20 protein-coding genes are annotated in these 18,792 nt (G+C 39.1%); 3 read left to right on the top strand and 17 right to left on the bottom strand.

From position 1 onward, the window contains the following. The 9 genes from leuC to CIN_RS03110 form a co-directional block, all read right to left on the bottom strand. A complete protein-coding gene (gene leuC, locus CIN_RS03150) occupies positions 1–1,404 on the bottom strand; it encodes a 3-isopropylmalate dehydratase large subunit (protein WP_008853612.1) in 1,404 nt (467 codons plus the stop codon). 116 nt (positions 1,405–1,520) lie between these two features. Beyond that, a complete protein-coding gene (gene rplS, locus CIN_RS03145; protein ID WP_008853611.1) occupies positions 1,521–1,913 on the bottom strand; it encodes a 50S ribosomal protein L19 in 393 nt (130 codons plus the stop codon). Positions 1,914–1,998: 85 nt separating this feature from the next. Next, positions 1,999–2,697, bottom strand: coding sequence for a tRNA (guanosine(37)-N1)-methyltransferase TrmD (gene trmD / locus CIN_RS03140; protein WP_008853610.1), 699 nt, complete (start codon positions 2,695–2,697; stop codon positions 1,999–2,001). After that, positions 2,694–3,239: a ribosome maturation factor RimM gene (gene rimM, locus CIN_RS03135; protein WP_008853609.1), complete on the bottom strand. Its 546-nt coding sequence runs from the start codon at positions 3,237–3,239 to the stop codon at positions 2,694–2,696. The genes trmD and rimM overlap by 4 nt, the downstream gene beginning before the upstream one ends. Positions 3,240–3,275: 36 nt before the next feature. Beyond that, positions 3,276–3,629 (bottom strand): 30S ribosomal protein S16, encoded by a 354-nt coding sequence (gene rpsP / locus CIN_RS03130; RefSeq protein WP_008853608.1) that lies wholly within the window; start codon positions 3,627–3,629, stop codon positions 3,276–3,278. A 42-nt stretch (positions 3,630–3,671) separates the two neighbouring features. Then, positions 3,672–5,060, bottom strand: coding sequence for a signal recognition particle protein (ffh, locus tag CIN_RS03125; protein WP_008853607.1), 1,389 nt, complete (start codon positions 5,058–5,060; stop codon positions 3,672–3,674). A 213-nt stretch (positions 5,061–5,273) separates the two neighbouring features. After that, positions 5,274–5,477, bottom strand: a complete 204-nt coding sequence (locus tag CIN_RS03120) for a hypothetical protein (protein WP_008853606.1) — start codon at positions 5,475–5,477, stop codon at positions 5,274–5,276. Positions 5,478–5,551: 74 nt separating this feature from the next. Further along, on the bottom strand, positions 5,552–6,475 hold the full coding sequence (locus tag CIN_RS03115; RefSeq protein ID WP_008853605.1) for a Spy/CpxP family protein refolding chaperone: 924 nt from the start codon (positions 6,473–6,475) through the stop codon (positions 5,552–5,554). Between the two features lie 107 nt (positions 6,476–6,582). Continuing rightward, positions 6,583–7,155, bottom strand: a complete 573-nt coding sequence (locus tag CIN_RS03110; RefSeq protein WP_008853604.1) for a Spy/CpxP family protein refolding chaperone — start codon at positions 7,153–7,155, stop codon at positions 6,583–6,585. A gap of 166 nt (positions 7,156–7,321) precedes the next feature. Between CIN_RS03110 and CIN_RS03105 the strand changes: the two genes are divergently transcribed. Continuing rightward, a complete protein-coding gene (locus CIN_RS03105; RefSeq protein WP_008853603.1) occupies positions 7,322–8,002 on the top strand; it encodes a YoaK family protein in 681 nt (226 codons plus the stop codon). Between the two features lie 42 nt (positions 8,003–8,044). On the opposite strand, the gene der is transcribed toward CIN_RS03105, so the two are convergent. The 8 genes from der to CIN_RS03065 form a co-directional block, all read right to left on the bottom strand. After that, positions 8,045–9,433, bottom strand: a complete 1,389-nt coding sequence (der, locus tag CIN_RS03100) for a ribosome biogenesis GTPase Der (protein ID WP_008853602.1) — start codon at positions 9,431–9,433, stop codon at positions 8,045–8,047. 11 nt (positions 9,434–9,444) lie between these two features. Then, positions 9,445–10,824: an outer membrane protein assembly factor BamB family protein gene (locus tag CIN_RS03095; RefSeq protein ID WP_008853601.1), complete on the bottom strand. Its 1,380-nt coding sequence runs from the start codon at positions 10,822–10,824 to the stop codon at positions 9,445–9,447. A gap of 10 nt (positions 10,825–10,834) precedes the next feature. Beyond that, a complete protein-coding gene (locus CIN_RS03090; RefSeq protein ID WP_008853600.1) occupies positions 10,835–11,527 on the bottom strand; it encodes a hypothetical protein in 693 nt (230 codons plus the stop codon). A 77-nt stretch (positions 11,528–11,604) separates the two neighbouring features. Further along, positions 11,605–11,979 carry a hypothetical protein gene (locus CIN_RS03085; RefSeq protein WP_008853599.1) on the bottom strand — a complete coding sequence of 125 codons (375 nt, stop codon included), beginning with the start codon at positions 11,977–11,979 and terminating at the stop codon, positions 11,605–11,607. Positions 11,980–12,037: 58 nt separating this feature from the next. Continuing rightward, entirely contained in the window at positions 12,038–13,357 is a 1,320-nt protein-coding gene (locus CIN_RS03080) for a dihydroorotase (RefSeq protein ID WP_008853598.1), read from the bottom strand. Between the two features lie 15 nt (positions 13,358–13,372). Next, positions 13,373–15,148: an asparagine synthase (glutamine-hydrolyzing) gene (asnB, locus tag CIN_RS03075; protein WP_008853597.1), complete on the bottom strand. Its 1,776-nt coding sequence runs from the start codon at positions 15,146–15,148 to the stop codon at positions 13,373–13,375. Then, the gene (locus CIN_RS03070; protein WP_008853596.1) at positions 15,148–16,179 is read right to left on the bottom strand and encodes a glycosyltransferase; all 1,032 of its coding nucleotides are present in this window, start codon (positions 16,177–16,179) and stop codon (positions 15,148–15,150) included. The genes asnB and CIN_RS03070 overlap by 1 nt, the downstream gene beginning before the upstream one ends. Positions 16,180–16,228: 49 nt before the next feature. After that, positions 16,229–17,143, bottom strand: a complete 915-nt coding sequence (locus tag CIN_RS03065) for a glycosyltransferase family 9 protein (RefSeq protein WP_040363730.1) — start codon at positions 17,141–17,143, stop codon at positions 16,229–16,231. Positions 17,144–17,215: 72 nt separating this feature from the next. On the opposite strand from CIN_RS03065, the gene hisI reads away from it, so the two are divergent. Continuing rightward, positions 17,216–17,614: a phosphoribosyl-AMP cyclohydrolase gene (gene hisI, locus CIN_RS03060; RefSeq protein ID WP_040363729.1), complete on the top strand. Its 399-nt coding sequence runs from the start codon at positions 17,216–17,218 to the stop codon at positions 17,612–17,614. 20 nt (positions 17,615–17,634) lie between these two features. Further along, positions 17,635–18,792 (top strand): lipid-A-disaccharide synthase, encoded by a 1,158-nt coding sequence (lpxB, locus tag CIN_RS03055; RefSeq protein WP_008853593.1) that lies wholly within the window; start codon positions 17,635–17,637, stop codon positions 18,790–18,792.

The following is an 18,792-nucleotide window of genomic DNA, read 5'->3' as shown; positions in this document are numbered from 1 at the left end:
TTAAATCATTTCCCTTACGTCTGTTAATTCACCTTTAATCGCAGCTGCCGCAGCCATTGCTGGAGACACAAGATGTGTTCTGCTTCCTGGCCCTTGACGACCTTCAAAGTTACGATTGGATGTTGATGCACAACGTTGACCTGGTTTCAAACGATCAGGATTCATTGCCAAACACATTGAACATCCTGCTTCACGCCATTCAAATCCTGCATCAATAAAGATTTTATCCAAACCTTCTGCTTCTGCTTGCTTTTTAATCACGCCAGAGCCAGGAACAACCAATGCCCATACATGATTAGCAATTTTCTTGCCTTTCAAAACATGCGCTGCTGCACGTAAATCTTCAATACGACTATTGGTACAAGAGCCAATAAAAACCGCATCAATTTTCGTACCTGCAATAGGTGTTCCAATTTTTAAGTCCATATAATCCAACATACGTTGTTTACGTAACCGTTGAGATTCATCTTTTAACAACGCTGGATCAGGAATATTTCCTGTAATTGGTAAGACATCTTCTGGGCTGGTTCCCCAAGTCACCATGGGCTCTAAATCATCCACATTAATATGAATAACTTTATCATACTCTGCCCCCTCATCAGAAGCGAGGCTCTTCCAATATTCGACAGCCGCATCAAAATCAGCACCTTGTGGTGCGTTCGGGCGACCTTTAATATATTCAAAGGTTACTTCATCTGGAGCAATTAGTCCTGATCGCGCTCCACCTTCAATCGCCATATTACAAACTGTCATACGGCCAGCCATATCTAAATTACGAATAACAGAGCCTGCAAATTCAATTACATGACCTGTCCCACCTGCTGTACCAATTTTACCAATTACTGCCAAAACAACATCTTTAGCAGTCATACCAGGCTTTAGTGTACCTTCAATTTCAATTTTTAAATTTTTTGCAGGTTTTTGTAATAAGGTCTGAGTTGCCATCACATGTTCAACTTCAGAAGTCCCAATACCAAAAGCCAATGCCCCAAAAGCACCATGCGTTGATGTATGACTATCACCACAAACAATCGTCATGCCAGGAAGTGTAATTCCTTCCTCTGGTCCAACTACGTGAATAATACCTTGTTTATCAGATTTCAAAGGAATAAAAGGAACACCAAATTCTTTGACATTATGTTCCAAAGTTTCAATTTGTTGACGACTTTCATCTTCAGCAATCGGCTGACTACGATCTGTTGTTGGCACGTTATGGTCAATCACAGCCATCATCGCTTCTGGATTATGAATTTTACGACCTGCCATACGCAATCCTTCAAAAGCTTGCGGACTGGTGACTTCATGTATCAAATGACGATCAATATACAGAATTGCGGTACCATCTGGAAGTTGTTCAACCACATGACCATCCCACAACTTATCAAATAAAGTACGCGCCTTCATTTTTTTTCCTTATTATTTTGCTTTATCTTGTTTCTCAAATAAAATATCTGGCAGCCTTACTTAAAAAACTGCCAGATACCTATATAGTCTTTTATTTGAAACTAATAAATAGAATATTAGTTTTGAGCTGTATCAGCAGCTTTTTTTACATCACGGCTACGTTCTTTAATACGAGCAGATTTACCGCTACGGCTACGTAGGTAATATAATTTTGCACGGCGAACATCACCATGACGGATCACTGTAATCGCAGCAATCGTTGGTGAATATAGAGGGAATACACGTTCCACACCTTCACCATTAGAAATTTTACGAACTGTAAAATTGCTATTCAAGCCTTTGTTTGAACGTGCAATTACAACACCTTCATAAGCTTGAATACGTTTACGTTCGCCTTCAACAACGCGAACATCAACGCGAACTGAGTCACCTGGAAAAAATTCAGGAACTGGGCGTTCTGCTGTTAAACGAGCGATTTCTTCTGCCTCGTATTTTTGAATGGTATTCATTTAATCCTATTCCTTTTACAATAAGATAATATCTACAATCTCTTAAACAATCCAAGTAACAAAATAATATTCGTTAGCGATATGCCTATTTACGGTTTCCTTGGTAGACTTCCCATAAATCTGGCCGACGTTGCTTTGTTGCAATTTCCGCCTGTTCTTTGCGCCAAGAAGCAATGGCACCATGATTTCCAGACAGTAATATTTCAGGCACAGCATAATCATCCCATTGTGCAGGTTTCGTATAATGAGGATATTCCAGTAAGCCTGCGGAAAAACTTTCCTCAACCCCACTTTGATCAGATCCCATTACTCCAGGTAATAAACGCACACACGCATCCATTAAAATTAATGCTGCGGGCTCTCCACCTGAAAGGACATAATCCCCAATAGAAACCTCTTCAATTGTGTGTTTTTGAAAGATCCGTTCATCGACCCCTTCATAACGACCACAAATGAAATAAGCACCTTGACCTGACGCATAACGCATCACATCTGCTTGTTGTAATAAACGCCCTTTGGGAGACAGATACACTATCGGACGATCATCCTGAGGCTTTGTTGCCTCTAGTGCAGCATCCAATATATCTGCACGAATAACCATACCAGCCCCACCACCAAAAGGGGTATCATCCACGGCTTTATGCCGTCCTAAACCAAATTCACGAAGTGCATGCGTTTTTAATGACCAACGTTGATCTTCCAATGCTCGGCCTGCAAGGGAATACCCAAGAAAACCAGGGAACATTTCTGGAAATAACGTTAAGACATCAACCTGCCAAGTCATGATTGATCCTTTTCATTCGATGGACGAACTTCTACCTCATTTGGAGGACGAACCAATAACCAACCCGACTTAACATCAATCTCAGGAACACAAAGCTTGGTAAAAGGAATTAAAGCATTTTCGCCTTGATCCCGTTTAATTTCCAAGCTAACCCCTGCGCCGTAATCATGCACAATATGAACCGTTCCAAAGATTTCTTCAGATTGATCTTCATGCTTAATCTTCGCTTGCAATCCAATTAAATCACTGAAATAAAACTCATCTTCTTCTGGTTCAGGCAACAAGTCTTTCGGAACAAACAATTTACGATTAGTCAATTTTTCAACGGTATTACGATCCTCTATCCGTTTTTTTTGACTATCATAAAGTGCTGCAGCCTTGCTACTTTGCCAACTTATCGTCCAACGCTCTCCACGATCATCAACCAGCTCACCATATGTTTCCAAATCTTTTGGATTTTCAATACAAGGATGCAAGTGAACCAAACCACGGACTCCGTGAGGTTTTCCTATTGTCCCAACATGAACTAGCTGCGTTTTCATAAAGATTGTTACTCTCTTGCGATAACTAATTTACGATTAAGCAGCAGCTTCTTCGCTCTTTTTAGCAGCAGCTGCAGCACGATCTTGTGCTTTTTTCTTTGGAGCTGACTGTTGTGGTTGTTCACGATATACAAATTTAGGAGCTAAACCAGCATTTCCTAAAAAGCGTGCAACGCGGTCTGTTGCTTGTGCACCTTGTGATAACCAGTGTTTAATACGTTCGTCGAACAAACGAATTCTGTCAGCATGGTCTGCTGGTAACATTGGGTTATAAGACCCAACTTTTTCAATGAAACGGCCATCCCGTGGTGAACGGCTATCAGCAATAACGATGTGATAATAAGGACGTTTCTTTGACCCTGCACGGGATAAACGAATTTTAAGGCTCATTGACTGTTTCTCTCCAGATATCTAGCCACAATTAAAAAAGAATTAACGCATCATTCCGCCACCAGGTGGGGGCGTCATTCCTTTTGGTAAAAGAGCGGATAAGCCCTGGCGCATTAATCCTTTAACACCCAGTTTATTAAACCGCTTCATCATAGAAGCCATCTGATCATATTGTTTTAATAGACGGTTAACTTCTTGAACTGTTGACCCCGATCCTGCGGCGATACGTTTTTTACGCGATGCTTTGATAATCGCAGGTTGCTTACGTTCTGCCTTTGTCATTGACGAAATAATCGCCTGATGACGTTTCAGGATAGAGGTATCTAACTCTTTGTTACCGAGTTTCTCTTTCATTTTGCCCATACCAGGCATCATATCCATGATATTTGAAATAGAACCCATTTTATTAATTTGAGCAATTTGAGCTGAATAATCATCCAAATCAAATTTACCCTTAAGCATCTTTTTCGCAAGACGCTCACTTTCTTCTTGATCAATGGTTTCGCTAGCTTTTTCAACCAAGCCTGCGATATCTCCAAGACCTAAGATACGGCTTGCAACACGTTCAGGATAAAATTCCTGTAACGCATCGACTTTTTCACCCATACCAACCAGCTTAATCGGTGCACCAGTAATCGCACGCATTGATAGAGCCGCACCACCGCGTGCATCACCGTCCATACGGGTCATTACAACGCCAGTAATACCGACTTTTTCATTAAAACTTTTGGCTGTGTGAACAGCATCTTGCCCTGTCATTGCATCAACAACTAACAAGGTTTCAGCTGGTTTTGCAACATCACGAATATTTTGGACTTCTTCCATCAATGCTTCATCGATAGATAGACGACCCGCAGTATCCAAAATAACAACATCATACCCTTCTAAACGAGCAACTTCCATTGCGCGTTTAGCGATTTCAACTGGCATTTGCCCTTCAATCACAGGTAAAGAGGTGACTTTGACTTGATTAGCCAGTTGTTCCAACTGTAACTGAGCAGCTGGACGGTATGTATCTAAGCTCGCTAATAATACTTTTTTACGTTCGCGACGATTTAAATAATACGCAATTTTTGCAGAAGTAGTTGTTTTACCAGACCCTTGCAACCCCACCATCAGATAAGGAATAGGTGGAACTGCATTTAAGTTTAAAGGAACTGCCCCTGCACCACCGAGTGCTTCAACCAAAGCATCATTAACAATCTTTGCAATGGCTTGACCTGGGGAAATATTATGTAGAACTTCTTGACCGACAGATTTTTCTTGAACTTTGTTAACAAAATCTTTGACCACTGGCAAAGCAACGTCTGCATCCAACATTGCCAAGCGAATTTCGCGCATGGCTTCATTGACATCTTCTACAGACAGAGAACCGCGTTTTGATAACCCATCAAATACGCCAGAAAGCTTTCCAGATAAACGATCAAACACGTTAAATCATCCTACAGTTTTAAGCAATAAATAACGCGTCACTGCACGAGCCTTCGCGAAGTGACGTTTCTTACCTTTGTTAAAAGAAATACATTAGTTTATTGGGAATGTCAAGAATTAATTATACACAGCCATTTTATACAAAAAACTAAACAACTCATTTTGTTTCAAAACCTATACAATTATCATTATCCCCTGTTTAAAAGCTTTTATCTATTCCCTTTCTATTTTTGTATAGGTTGTTACTATAAGATCGTTTTCCAATATTTTATGTTTCCAACGACCTCCTGTTGAAGTATAAGCATTATAAGCTTGGTTGCGCTCACCTTCTGTTTCATACCATTTTTCAATAGTATCACTTGATCTATATCCTGGTGTATTATTCTTTTCATAGATACTAATTCCATATTTTTTCATTATACATCCTATCTATCAAATAAAAACTACTCCCTACCATAACATAAATCGAAACAATTATTAAAAAAAAGAAATTATAACACACCTTTAATTAACATATATTGCTCTCTCAACTGCGTTTTTTGTTCAACGGTCAAAAGCTGAAACAAAGAAGATATTGTGTGTATTTGATCATTTTCTAATGAATACTCTTTGACAATCAGCTGTTTAAATAAAAACTGATATTGCTTTTCTTTGATTGCATCAGAGGAAATTGGCAGAATTTTTAATAATTGTTCAGAAAGATTTCGAATACCCTGCCTCGCTGCACAATTATCCGTTTCCTGCTGACGCATCAACTTTCTAAATTGCCCTTCTTGTGTATTCGTCAATGACAATTTAGAAAATAACTGTTCCACTGTTTTCATCTTTGGATGCATTTCAACGCAAACAGACCGATGCATCAACGCTGTTGTTGAGAGTTCACTTTGAGCATTCCCATCAATCAATAGATCATAAGAACGTTGTAACTCTGATTGTTGTTTTTCAAACGCATTCTTAACAATGATAGACTGTGTATAAGCAAGTAACAGCGCTTGCCATTCTTTTACCGACACAATTTTTTGAATCGATGAAACAGTTACAATACGATTATCTATTCTATTTTGCGTCAAAGAAACAAGCTGATCAGTAAAAAGCTTTAACTGTTCCTCAGAAGTAGAGTCGTTTTCAAACAACGTCGCAATCACTTGTTGTATCAAACTATCATATTGCATCTGCAAGATACATGCTTGCGTACGTGCTCCATCCAATATCTCACGAATTTTCTGTTGCTCTACAAAGCTTAATTTTTGAACAACAAATGGTAATTCAAACGTCAATTGCTCGAGCGGAATACTCTGACAAGATTTTGGTATTTCCTCGAAAGAACTACTTTCTTCCGCCAAGGCATTTCCAGATCCCACAGCAATACAAGCAATAATCCAAAAACTATTCTTTAAGCGCTGATAATGTTTCATTTACTATGTACTTTTATAAGTATTAAATAATATAAAAGCTTGCCATTCAACATAATGGCAAGCTTTTAAAACATAGAAAATTATTTAATATTTGTCAGTATCAGAAATTATGGCGCTGGTGGTGCTAAACTCGCGTCTCCTGCAGCTGGCGCGTCCATTTCACGCAACTCTTTCATTTGCTCTTTGATCGATTTAATCTTTGTATAACGCACTTTTGCTTTTGCTAATTGCTCCGGAGTTAACACATCACGTAAAGCCAAGATGGTTTTAATGTGATTTGCTTTAACTGTTTTTTCAAGCGCATCTTGTTTATCTAGGATTGGCTGCAAAGTTTCAGCGGTTACTTTACCTGGCGATAATAATTTATCTGCCATTTGATCATGAATAGCTTTCATACTATCCCGGCTTGTTTTTTCTTCTTTACGAGCTGCAGTTAAAATATCATGAATTTTAGTCTTTTGATCTTTCGTTAATTGCACCCCTTGAAAAATCATTCCAATAGGACCAACTTCTGGGCCGAACATACCTGGGTGATGTGGGAAATGTGGAGGAGGTGGTGGCATTTCACCTGGTGGTGGTGGAGGTACATCCCCTGCTGGTTGAGCCAATGCAGCACCCATAGCACCAAAACTTAAACCACTCGCAACGACTAAAGACGTTAGAAATTTTTTATTTAACATATTTAAAATCCTTATTTTAAATAACACAGTTTCAATTTGTTAGAAATTTTATCATTGTGTTCTGTAATAGAGTTTTGCTAATCTTTTAGGCGAAAATATGACAAATTCTGTATATTTTCATGACCCCTTCAACAAACATTTTTGTTTTAAATACTAATTATCCCTCATGTTACGTCATAAAACCTTATTACCTATTTATATATTTCTATTTACTTTTATCGGCGGCTTTGCCGATGCTAGCTCCTTCTTACTATCAGGAATTTTTACAGGACATTTAACAGGAAACCTCGTCCTTTGTGCAGTTTATACAGTACAACAGAACTATTTCTTACTATTCCATTGCATATGTGCTGTCATTGGATTTATCAGTGGCACCATACTTGGCGTGTGGTTTAGAATAGAAAAAAAAATCCAACCTTCTTATAAAACATCCATTGCACTTATTTTCCAACTGTCCGTAATTATCTTAATTTTCGTGATTGATTTGCTATTTCATACAGATACCAGTCATATTCTTTTTTTTACTGTACTTAGTTTTGCCTTGGGAATTCAAAATGGTACAATTAACAAACTATACAAACTAGGAATTCATTCCAGCTATGTCACAGGAATGACAACAACATTAATTAACAATTATTTAACATTAGAAAAAACCGATCCAGAATATTCTAATAAAATTATCTTATATATCATTCAATTTTTTATCATTCTATTCTTTGTAATTGGAGCTTTAACTGGTGCACTTTGTATCTATTTAATGAATTTTATGGGGTTTTCTGCTTTAGGATTACTATTAATATCTTCTATAACACTCAGTATTTATATCGAACATCATCATATTATATAAAAAAAGCTGAATATTTTAAATATTCAGCTTCAAAGTCTTTAACTAATCTTTATCCTTACCATTACCGTTATTCGCATAAGGATTTTTGCTGTCCCTAAACTGTAATCGTATCGGTGTACCAGGCATATCAAAAGTAGCACGCAATCCGTTAACTAGATAACGTTGATAATCCATTGGTATTTTTGAAGTTCTTGTACCAAATAACACAAAAGTCGGTGGACGACCTTTAATTTGCGTAATATAACGAATTTTTAAACGACGCCCCTCAACCATTGGGGGGTTATGACGTGTTATTGCCTCTTCAAACCAACGATTTAAAGCACCTGTTGGTACACGTTTATTCCAAATCGCATAAGCTCTACGCACAGCTGGCAATAATTTGTGAACACCTCGACCTGTTAAAGCTGAGAAAGAAACCACAGCAATCCCATTCATTTGAGTCAAAGAAATTTCAATACGATCTTTGATTTTCTGACGAACAGCTTCTCTGTCTTCTAAAATATCCCATTTATTCAAAGCCAGAACACAACAGCGTCCTTCTCTTTCAATTAAACGGGCGATTTGTAAATCTTGTTCATGCACACCCAACTCTGCGTCAATCACCAAAACAACAACTTCAGCCATTTTCAATGCTTCAAGGGAAGCAGAAACAGACATTTTTTCTAATGTCTCATCAATTCTCGCTTTACGACGTAATCCAGCTGTATCGACTAATTCAACTTCACCTTCTTCATCGCGCAAAAAAACAGAAATCGAATCTCTGGTTAATCCAGCTTCTGGCCCTGTGATCACACGTTGTTCACCCAATAGCTGATTAACCAAGGTAGACTTCCCAGCATTAGGTCGACCAACAATTGCCAATTTTAATGGACGATCAACATTATCATCATCAAAATCTTCAAAGATCTCATCATCTTCATTAGGTAACGCATCTAATACAGCTTCGATTAAATCACCAACACCTTGACCATGTTCAGCTGAAACAGGATAAGGCTCTCCCAATCCAAAGCTGTACATTTCCAATGCTGCAATATCACCAGCATGACCTTCTGCTTTATTCACAGCCAATATGATTGGCTTTCCTTGCTTCCTTAACCATTGTGCAAAATGTTCATCCACTGGGGTAATCCCAGAGCGTGCATCAACACAAAACACAACAACATCAGCAGAAGCAACAGCACTTTCAGAGGACTTACGCATCCGACCAAAAACGGTTTGAGGATCATCCTCTTCCCATCCAGCAGTATCCACTAAAGAAACACTACGATCTCTTAGTATAATCTCAACCGACTTACGATCTCTCGTAACCCCAGGTTGATCATTCACAATTGCATATCGCCTGCCTGCCAAACGATTAAATAAAGTGGACTTCCCAACATTAGGACGTCCTGCAATCACAACAACAGGCAAAGATTTAGTGGATAATGCCACGAATTTTATTCCTATCCAAAAGCAGTCAATTTGCCATCTTGTCCAACAACCAGCAAATTCTCATTAACAATAACAGGGGCAAGCGCTGGGGTAATATCGGTTTTCACTATCTTAGTCACCTTTCCCGTCGCCGGGTCAATTGTCACTATACCATTATCACCGAAATCACTAATACAAATTAACTGTCCACCCCCTAATACAGGGCCATACCATGCAATTGGATCTTTTGATTTTTCCGCATTTTTAAAGCGACGCAATTGGGTAACCCAACGCACTCGTCCTGTAACCCGATCCAAACATGCCAACTGCTCATCTAATGATAACGCAAATAACCAATCACCAATCACAACCATTGCGTTTTGACCAGCAGCTTCACGCTCCCACAGCCTACGCCCTGAACGCACATCAATAGCAACCAATACACCACCGACACTGATCGCATATACAGTACCATCAACAATTACCGGTAATGCACTAATTGCAGAAAAATCTATATCTGAATCACGCCCACCACGCCCAAGGGTATCCGTCCAAATTTGTTCACCAGTTTCAGCACGTAGAGCAACCAAATCACCCGTACCAAATCCAGCAATAATAATTCCATCAAAATATGCTGGTGCTGGCTGTCCAAACAATTTCGTTTGTACGCTACCTGTTTGATAAGACCATAATTGATTACCTGTCTTTGTATCTAAACAAAACAAGCTACCATCGATGGTTCCAAAGTAAACTCTGTTTTCAACAATCGTTGGTGCTGAACGACCAGGGGTTCCAACATTAACACGCCAAACCACTTTACCGGTATCTCGATCAACACGTAAAGTTTCTGCAACCCCATCCACGATATATAACGCATCATCTGTTAGTCCAATGCCACCACCCAAATTACTGGATTTAGAATTTTTCTTCTTTGGATTTAAACGCCACAATACCTTTCTTGATTTCCAATCAAAAGCAGTAACTTTACCCACAGCATCAACTGTATAAAAACGATTATCATCAACAACAGGCGTTGTATTAATAATTCCTCTGCCCTTTGATCCTAACGCAATAAATGCCAGCGGACTTGGTTCAGAATTTCCCGCTCCAATACTACAATCCCAAACTTTTCTAACACCACCGATTGCACTATGAATAGACGCATGACTAGGAATCCGACCTTCTTGCATCCATTTTTGATCAATAACAGGTGCAGGAATGGTAATCGGTGTATGATCGTCTTTATCTACCATTAATCCGGCACCAGAACTAAACACATCTAACCGCTGACCAACCAAAACAGGTTTTTTGCTGGAGTGCCCACAAGCTGTCAATGCAATACTACTCCCTGTCGCTACTAATACTGAACGACGAGAAAAACCTTTATGAGCTAATGAAAAAGATTTTATCATGGGGGTTACCTTATTTATTTGCAGTTTTGTTATGAGCAATAATTTGTAACATCATACTAGCACGTTGACGTACACCAGGAGACGTATTGGTATCAATCGATAATTGTCCAAAAATTTGACGTGCCTCGATTAATTTACCTGTACGCAAATCTAATAATGCTTCAGATTCTTTTAGTAATCCATACCAAGGCGTTTGTTGCCCAAGAAGTTTACTAATACGATTACGTAAATCAGCAGGTACTGCTGTATCTAGATGATGTTGAATCCATAACACACCCGCCAAAGAACGAAATGCTTCTGGTGCGGTTTGATCTCCACATAATGTTTCCCAAATCACAGAAGCCTCTTTGACCTTGCCTTGACCTGCCAACAAACCAGCTTGTTCTAGCTGAGCCAAAGCACGCACTGCTTGAGGTGAATTCCCAGAAAGTGTTTTTAACTGTGCAATTGCTGTGTTTTTAGCAGCATCAGATATTGTTTGCCCAGAAATCATTGCAATAACAGGCTGCATCGTATTAAAATAAGAAAAAGAGGCTTGTTCAACAGCTTTATGATGTTGCCAACTTTTAAATTGCCATATTCCAAGCGCAGCTAACGCTACAACCACTAATACAACAACGAACACAACATACCGACGCGCTGTATTTTTCATTTTTTCTACGCGCAAATCTGTATCAATTTCTTTGAATAGGTCTTCAGACACCTATCTATTCTCCTTTTCTTATCGAGCATGCCTACCTTATTTCTTCACAGAACAAAACAGCACTACTTCTACATAGCCTATTTTTTAGGTTTTGCCCCTAATTTTTTTCCACCAGCTTTTAACTCTGTCTGCATTTTTGTTAAATTCGATGCAAGACGAGCACGAATTTCGGTTGTTGCTTTCTGATAAGGCTCCATATCTGCCTTCGCTTTTTGACTAATTGCTGTTTGCTTAGCACTAGAAATTTTCGCGACACAATTATAATAAGCGCGAGCTGCTTTATCATAAGCTGTGAAATGCTCAACACTACTATTATAATTCGTTACATTCGATACATTTACTGTTGGTGCTTTAGGTTCACGACCACAGCTTGCTGCCCAATCTTGCGCAAATGCAGCGCTACCAACAACCATTCCCAACCCAACAATCCCTACTTGTAGTAAAATTTTCATTTTATCACCTTCAAAAGATACATAAGCGTTTATAAATAACTCAAATTAAACAAATTTTCTATGGTAAAAAATTAACCAACTCGCCTTCTGGTGTTCCTTGCATTTCATCATTTTGCATAACAATACGTCCTTTGACAATCGTTACCATAGGCCAGCCTTTAACTTCTACTTGATCATAAGGTGTCCAACCTGCAGGAGATGCTATCCAATCATTAGTAATACGACGTTTTTTTTGCATATCAACCACTGTAAAATCTGCATCATATCCCACCTGAATACGCCCTTTTGTTGGCATGCCATAAATACGTGCGGGATTAGCAGCCATCACATCTGCCAAACGACTGAGAGATAAACGTCCTTCGTTCACATGATTTAACATTAACGGCACAATTGTTTGCACCCCCAACATGCCTGATGGACAACATAACCAAGGCTTAGCTTTTAATTCTGGATCATGTGGCGCATGATCAGATGAAACGACATCGACAACACCATTTCTTATCGCTTCCCAACATGCATCATAATGGCGTTGATCCCGAATAGGTGGGTTCATCACTGCGAACCCCTTTAAACGTTCATAACATTCTGGAGCAATTTGCGTTAAATGATTAGCCAGCACTTCGACTGTTGCAATATCTTTATGATCAACCAACCACTCCAACTCTTCTTGAGTGGTTGTATGAAGGATATGAGCAGGACGACCTGTTTTACGAGCCAACGCAATAATACGACGCGTGCCTAAAAATGCACATTCTTCATCACGCCATAAGCGATGATTTTCATAAGGCATTCCTTCACAAAAAAGCTTTTTGCGTTCTTGTAAACGATACTCATCTTCGGCATGATAACAAACACGACGATGCCCATGTAACATAACTTGCCCAAGACTTGCGTCATCTTCAACCATCAAAGAGCCTGTTGAGGAACCTGCATACACTTTGATCCCACAAACACCTTTTTGAGATTCTAAGCTTGCAAGATCTTTTGTATTTTCTCTGGTCGCGCCAATATAGAACCCAAAATTAATCCAACTGGTTTCACTGGCACGTTTTTGTTTCCATTCTACCATCTCTAAGTCAGCAATTGCTGGATTGGTATTAGGCATATCAAAAACAGTCGTTAACCCACCTAATGCTGCAGCTCTGGTTCCTGTTTCAATCGTTTCAACCAAGGCATTTCCAGGTTCACGAAAATGAACATGGCAATCCATTAAGCCAGGTAAAACATGTAGTCCTTGCGCATCAACGACTTGTTTTGCGTCATCATTTTGTCCAACAGTCAAAGAAAGAATACGACCATCTTTAACACCAATATTTACCTTTTCTTCTCCCCAAGGAAAAATACAAGTGCCGTTTTTAAGAATTAAATCATAATGCATCTTTTTACTTCTTTCTTAATCCGCCAAAATATCTGTTACAGAACCGTCAGGAAACTTCCCTAAAATATGTATTTGATGCCATAAAGCATAAAACAATAAATGCCATGCCATATAGCGCTCTTTTCGACCAGAGGCTTTTTCAAATAATTTTACTATTTTATCAGAAAAAGCGATTTCTTGTATCCCTATTTGTTTAGAAACTAATGGTGCCAATGTCGCAGCTTGTTGTTCAATCCATAATCCAATAGGAACACTGAACCCTAATTTAGAAGCAAACGGATTAGATTCTGGGAAATATCGCTCTAACCATTTACGTAAAATCCACTTTCCTTGTCGATTTTGAACCTTTAACGAATCTGAAAGACCAAACGCAAACTCAGCAATTTTTTTATCAAGAAACGGAACTCTACCCTCGATACCATGCGCCATTAAACAACGATCTAATTTAATCAACAGATCATTAGGAAGCCATGTTTCAATATCAATCTTTTGTGCTTTGGTTAAGCGCGTCATTTGAGAGAAATCGCTCTCTTTTTCATATGCAGTTATTTTATCCCGCCAAGAGGATAGTGAGGTATGCAAGTAATCCGTTTGATCAAATACACCTTTACGATACATTTTCTTACCACCACACCACCAAGGTTGACTGGCCTTACGATAGCGACCATATCCAGCAAAGAGCTCATCTCCCCCTTCACCAGATAAAATTACCGTCACAGATTGGCTGGCTTCCTTGGCCAAAAACCAAGTAGGAATAATCGCATAATCAGCAACAGGATCATCCATACACGCAACAATCTGTGGCAAATTCTGCCATACTTGTTGTTGTGTAATAGAAAAAATATGATGCTCTGCGCCAACAGATTTTGCCATTAATGCGGCCTGATCCGTTTCATCTGCAACATATCCTTGACGATTATCAGTTTCAAAACGCGCTGTCCAAGCGCGAACACGTTTTTCTTTCCCTAAGCGCTGCATCATTTTTAAAATGATAGAGCTATCTATACCACTAGATAAGAATAACCCAAAAGGAACATCTGAACGTTCATGAATACGGACTGTTTCCTCTAGAAGTTGATCCAATTCGGATAAAGCAACCTCTGGATCACAAATATGTTTCTTACGCTCTTTAAAAACTTCAAGACGATCTTTCTGAACAATCACTCCATCTTTAATCATCAACGTTTCACCTGGAAGCAAACGATGGATATTCTCAAAAATAGTTTCTTTTCCAGGAACAAATTGTAACTGTAAAAGCGCTGTTAATCCTTGCGGTCGGATAACAGGTTTCACAAAACCTGCTTTTATCAATGCCTGTGCTTCTGAAGCAAAAACAACACCTTGATCAACACAAGCGTAATATAAAGGCTTTATTCCAAAAGGATCTCGACTTAATACCACCGTATGTTCATCAATATCAACCAGCGCAACCCCATACATCCCACGTAGTTTCTCAGGATATTTTTCACGAAACTGCTGCCATAAAGGGAGAACCCCTTCACAATCACTGGCAGTTTTAAAAGGGTAATCACGAAGATTTTGACGAAGATCAAGATCATTATAAATCTCACCATTCACCACCGCAGCCAATTGATCTTTATATAGAAAAGGCTGCTGCCCCCCTTCTATATCAATGATAGAAAGGCGAGTATGAACCAATACGGCATGCTGATTAAGCCATTCTCCCGAGCCATCTGGGCCACGATGCGCCAATGCTTGCTTTAATTGATTATTTTGCTCTTCAGAAATAAATTGCCCTGATTTAAGCGCAATACCCGCCACACCACACATTAAGCTTTTTCGACTTTACTTAAAAAATTATACCACTGTTGTAATACAGTTTCTTTACTAAATTCTTGTTCAAATTTTTGACGACCTGCTTGTGCGATTTTCTGTGCAAATTCCGGAAGATCTAATAATTTTTGTATGGATTGAGCTAATAAATTTTCATCTTCTAATGGAGATAATAACCCATTCTCACCATCATCAATCAACTCTGATGGCCCTTGAGAAGCCAAGGCCGCCACAGGTTTAGTTGCTGCAAAAGCCTCCAGAACAATATTCCCTAAAGGCTCATGTCGTGAAGAGCATACAAATACATCGCACTCTGATAAAATATGAGAGATATCTGTCACCCATCCAGGCATATGCACGCGATCGGCAACCCCTAAAGAGTTAGCTAAGCATTGTAAGCTATCTCGTTGATCACCTTCTCCTGCGATCAAAAGATGTGCATCTTTTATATAAGGCATAGCCTTAATTAACGTATCAAAACCTTTATTCGTATGCAAACGCCCCATAGCCAATAAAAAAGGCGCATTTTCAGGAATATAATGAGGACGTTGAGGTATTACATTAGGAAAGTCTCTAGCAAAATTAGGAACGTAATGCGCACGATGTTCTGGCCACCCTTGTTCCAACAACCACTTTACAATACCTTTCGTATTGCCAACTAAATGATCACAATTTTTGTAATATCTTAAATCGTAAAAACCACCTAAACGTCCTACTGATACCCAATCACCAACAGGCATAAAATTTGCAGCCCTACTCATCCATGCAACAGCGACTCTTGGACAAAAGTCTTTTAGCATTTTCTTCATTTTACGTTTTGTAATAAAATCTATACGCCCTCCAAAAGATAACTCTTTTGGCAATAACCCTTTACTTTTTAATAATTCTAATCGATCTGGATTATGACGAATAATTGATAAAATATTCAATCCTTGCTCATGTTGCGCTATACATAAACGCTCATAAAATAATTCTGCCCCACCATTTGCTGCTCCAGCCATGATATGAGCAACACGTAACTTATCCATTTATTTATTCCAATTCAAACTCAGGCAAAAAATCCGTATAGCAATAATCTTATCTCTCTTCAAACAAAGTTTTAAAAACCACAAAAACTTTATCAACAGATAAGGCATTCATAGAAGCCTTCCCTTTCTCTCCATCTGCAACAACTGCCGTTGCTTTTTTTCCAGCTGGGGCATATTCTGAAACTTGACTGGGACCAAACAATCCCAATACAGGGATTCCACAAGCCGCAGCTAAGTGCATTAACCCAGAATCATTACCCACAAAAGCTTTACATTGCGAAAACATTGCCGCAACTTGCGCAAGCGTAAAATTACCCCCCACATCAATAATCGGCAAATCTGCATTTAACAAAGGGCTCGCCATTTCATATTCTTGCTGTCCTGGACCATAAAAAACTGCAAACTGACTGTTAGGAAACAAGGTTTGTATTCTATGAGCCAATTTAATAAAACGATTTACATCCCACACTTTGCCAGCCCAATTCGCCGTCGGCGCCAATGCGATATAAGTATTATTAGGTAAATAACACTCTGCAAGGGCTCTATCTTCTTGATCTATCCACATAACAGGTAAAGGTGCTGGTTGCAGATGGAAAGCTCTTGCTAAATACTCTACTCTCTTTTCTTTGATCCTGCCACCACGAATAACAACTCTTTTCTTTGCCCACAAAACGTAACTAATGGCAGAACCTCTGAGATCAACAATTAAATCCCACGATTGTAAAACACACTGCTTCCACAACGTAAACCAATGTAAATCATAACGCTGCTTTTCCATAATCAATACTTGTTTACAGCGAGGCATTCTTTCGAATATCCCAGAGGCTACCGAACCACAAGCGATTGTAAATTCAGCCGTAGGATAAGTTTGCAGTAAATGGTTTAATATTCCTGTTGAAATCACAGCGTCCCCTAAACGAGTAGACGTGATAAACAAAATATTTTTTACTATCGACGATTTCATATAAACCTTATACTGGTCAAAAGAACATATCTAACGAATATTATTTTATCTCGCTTTAAAGGTCTACATATAATGACGAATTCATCCATTAATTCCTTTATCTCTATGATGAAGTTTAACCAAGATGGTTTAATTGCTGCTATTGCTCAACAACATGATACAGGCGAAGTCTTGATGATGGCATGGATGAATAAAGAATCTATTCATGAAACATTAACCACCAATCAGGTTTGTTATTTTTCTCGCAGCCGCCAAAAATTATGGCGTAAAGGAGAAACCTCTGGACAAGTGCAAACTTTGGTTGAAATGCGCCTTGATTGTGATGGCGATACACTTTTATTGTTGGTTGATCAAAAAGGCGTAGCTTGTCATACAGGGCGTCGCAACTGTTTCTTTCATGCATATCGTAACGGAGAAATCGTCGAGGTCAGCAAACCTTTGATGGATCCCAATCAACTATATCATCAATAATTATAAATAAGAGCAACATCATGAGCACAACAACACATACAATTTGGTTATTGGCTGGTGAAACCAGTGGGGATGAATTGGGCGCAAAGCTGATCAAAGCATTACGTCATTTCAATCCATCCTTAAAATTTTGTGGTGTTGGTGGCCCTAAGATGCAGGAACAAGGGCTGGAACTCTTATTCCCTATGCAAGACCTTGCGGTGATGGGATTGGTCGAAGTTTTACCAAAAATCCGTATGCTATCCAATCGGTTAAATCAAGCCGTAGAGCATATTAAAACGGTTCGCCCTGATGTTGTTGTTACGATTGATAGCCCAGGCTTTTCTTTACGATTATTAAAACGCATTACAGATTTATCCATTCCTAGAGTGCATTATGTTGCGCCTCAAGTCTGGGCTTGGCACGAAAGCCGTGTAAAGAAATTCCCAGGTCTGTGGGAAAAGCTTTTATGCTTGCTGCCTTTTGAAAAAGAGTTCTTTTCTAAACACGGATTACAAAGCACATTTGTTGGGCATCCTATTTTAGAAACCGAAGTCCATCATGGAAATGCAGAGCAATTTCGACAAGATCATCAACTTAGCGATAAAGCTCCTATTGTTTTATTTATGCCTGGCAGCCGTCGTTCCGAGCTGCCTAAATTAATGCCCGTCTTTAAACAGACATTAAGCCTATTAAAACGACAACTTCATGATGTTACAGCGGTCATCCCGACCTCTCCTTTGGCAAAAGAACGTGTGTTGCATATGGTTAATAATTGGCCAGTCAAACCCATTATTATTCATGACCCTCAAGATAAATATAATGCTTATGCTGCGGCCAATGCTGCCCTTACCAAATCAGGCACAACAACGTTAGAGCTCGCATTGGCAAAAGTGCCAATGGCAGTGACATATCGTGTTAATCCTGTGACGGCGATGATTGCACGACGCATGATCAAAGTGCCTTATGTTTGTATGTTGAATCTCCTTGCAAATGACCAAATTGTTCCAGAATTATTGCAAGAAAATTGCCATCCAGAAAAGCTCTCTGCCATGTTGATGGGATTATTAACCGATCCAGAAAAAGCCAAAGCTCAACAAGATGCATTTATCCAAATTATGCACCAACTTTCTGGCCCGAATGGTGAACTGCCTTCCCATGTTGCTGCCAAAGAGATTTTGGAGATGATTAAGGGGTAA

Origin of the sequence: Commensalibacter intestini A911, from assembly GCF_000231445.1 — a bacterium.
Classification (GTDB): Bacteria; Pseudomonadota; Alphaproteobacteria; order Acetobacterales; family Acetobacteraceae; genus Commensalibacter; species Commensalibacter intestini.
This window is presented reverse-complemented; position numbering and strand designations above follow the sequence as displayed.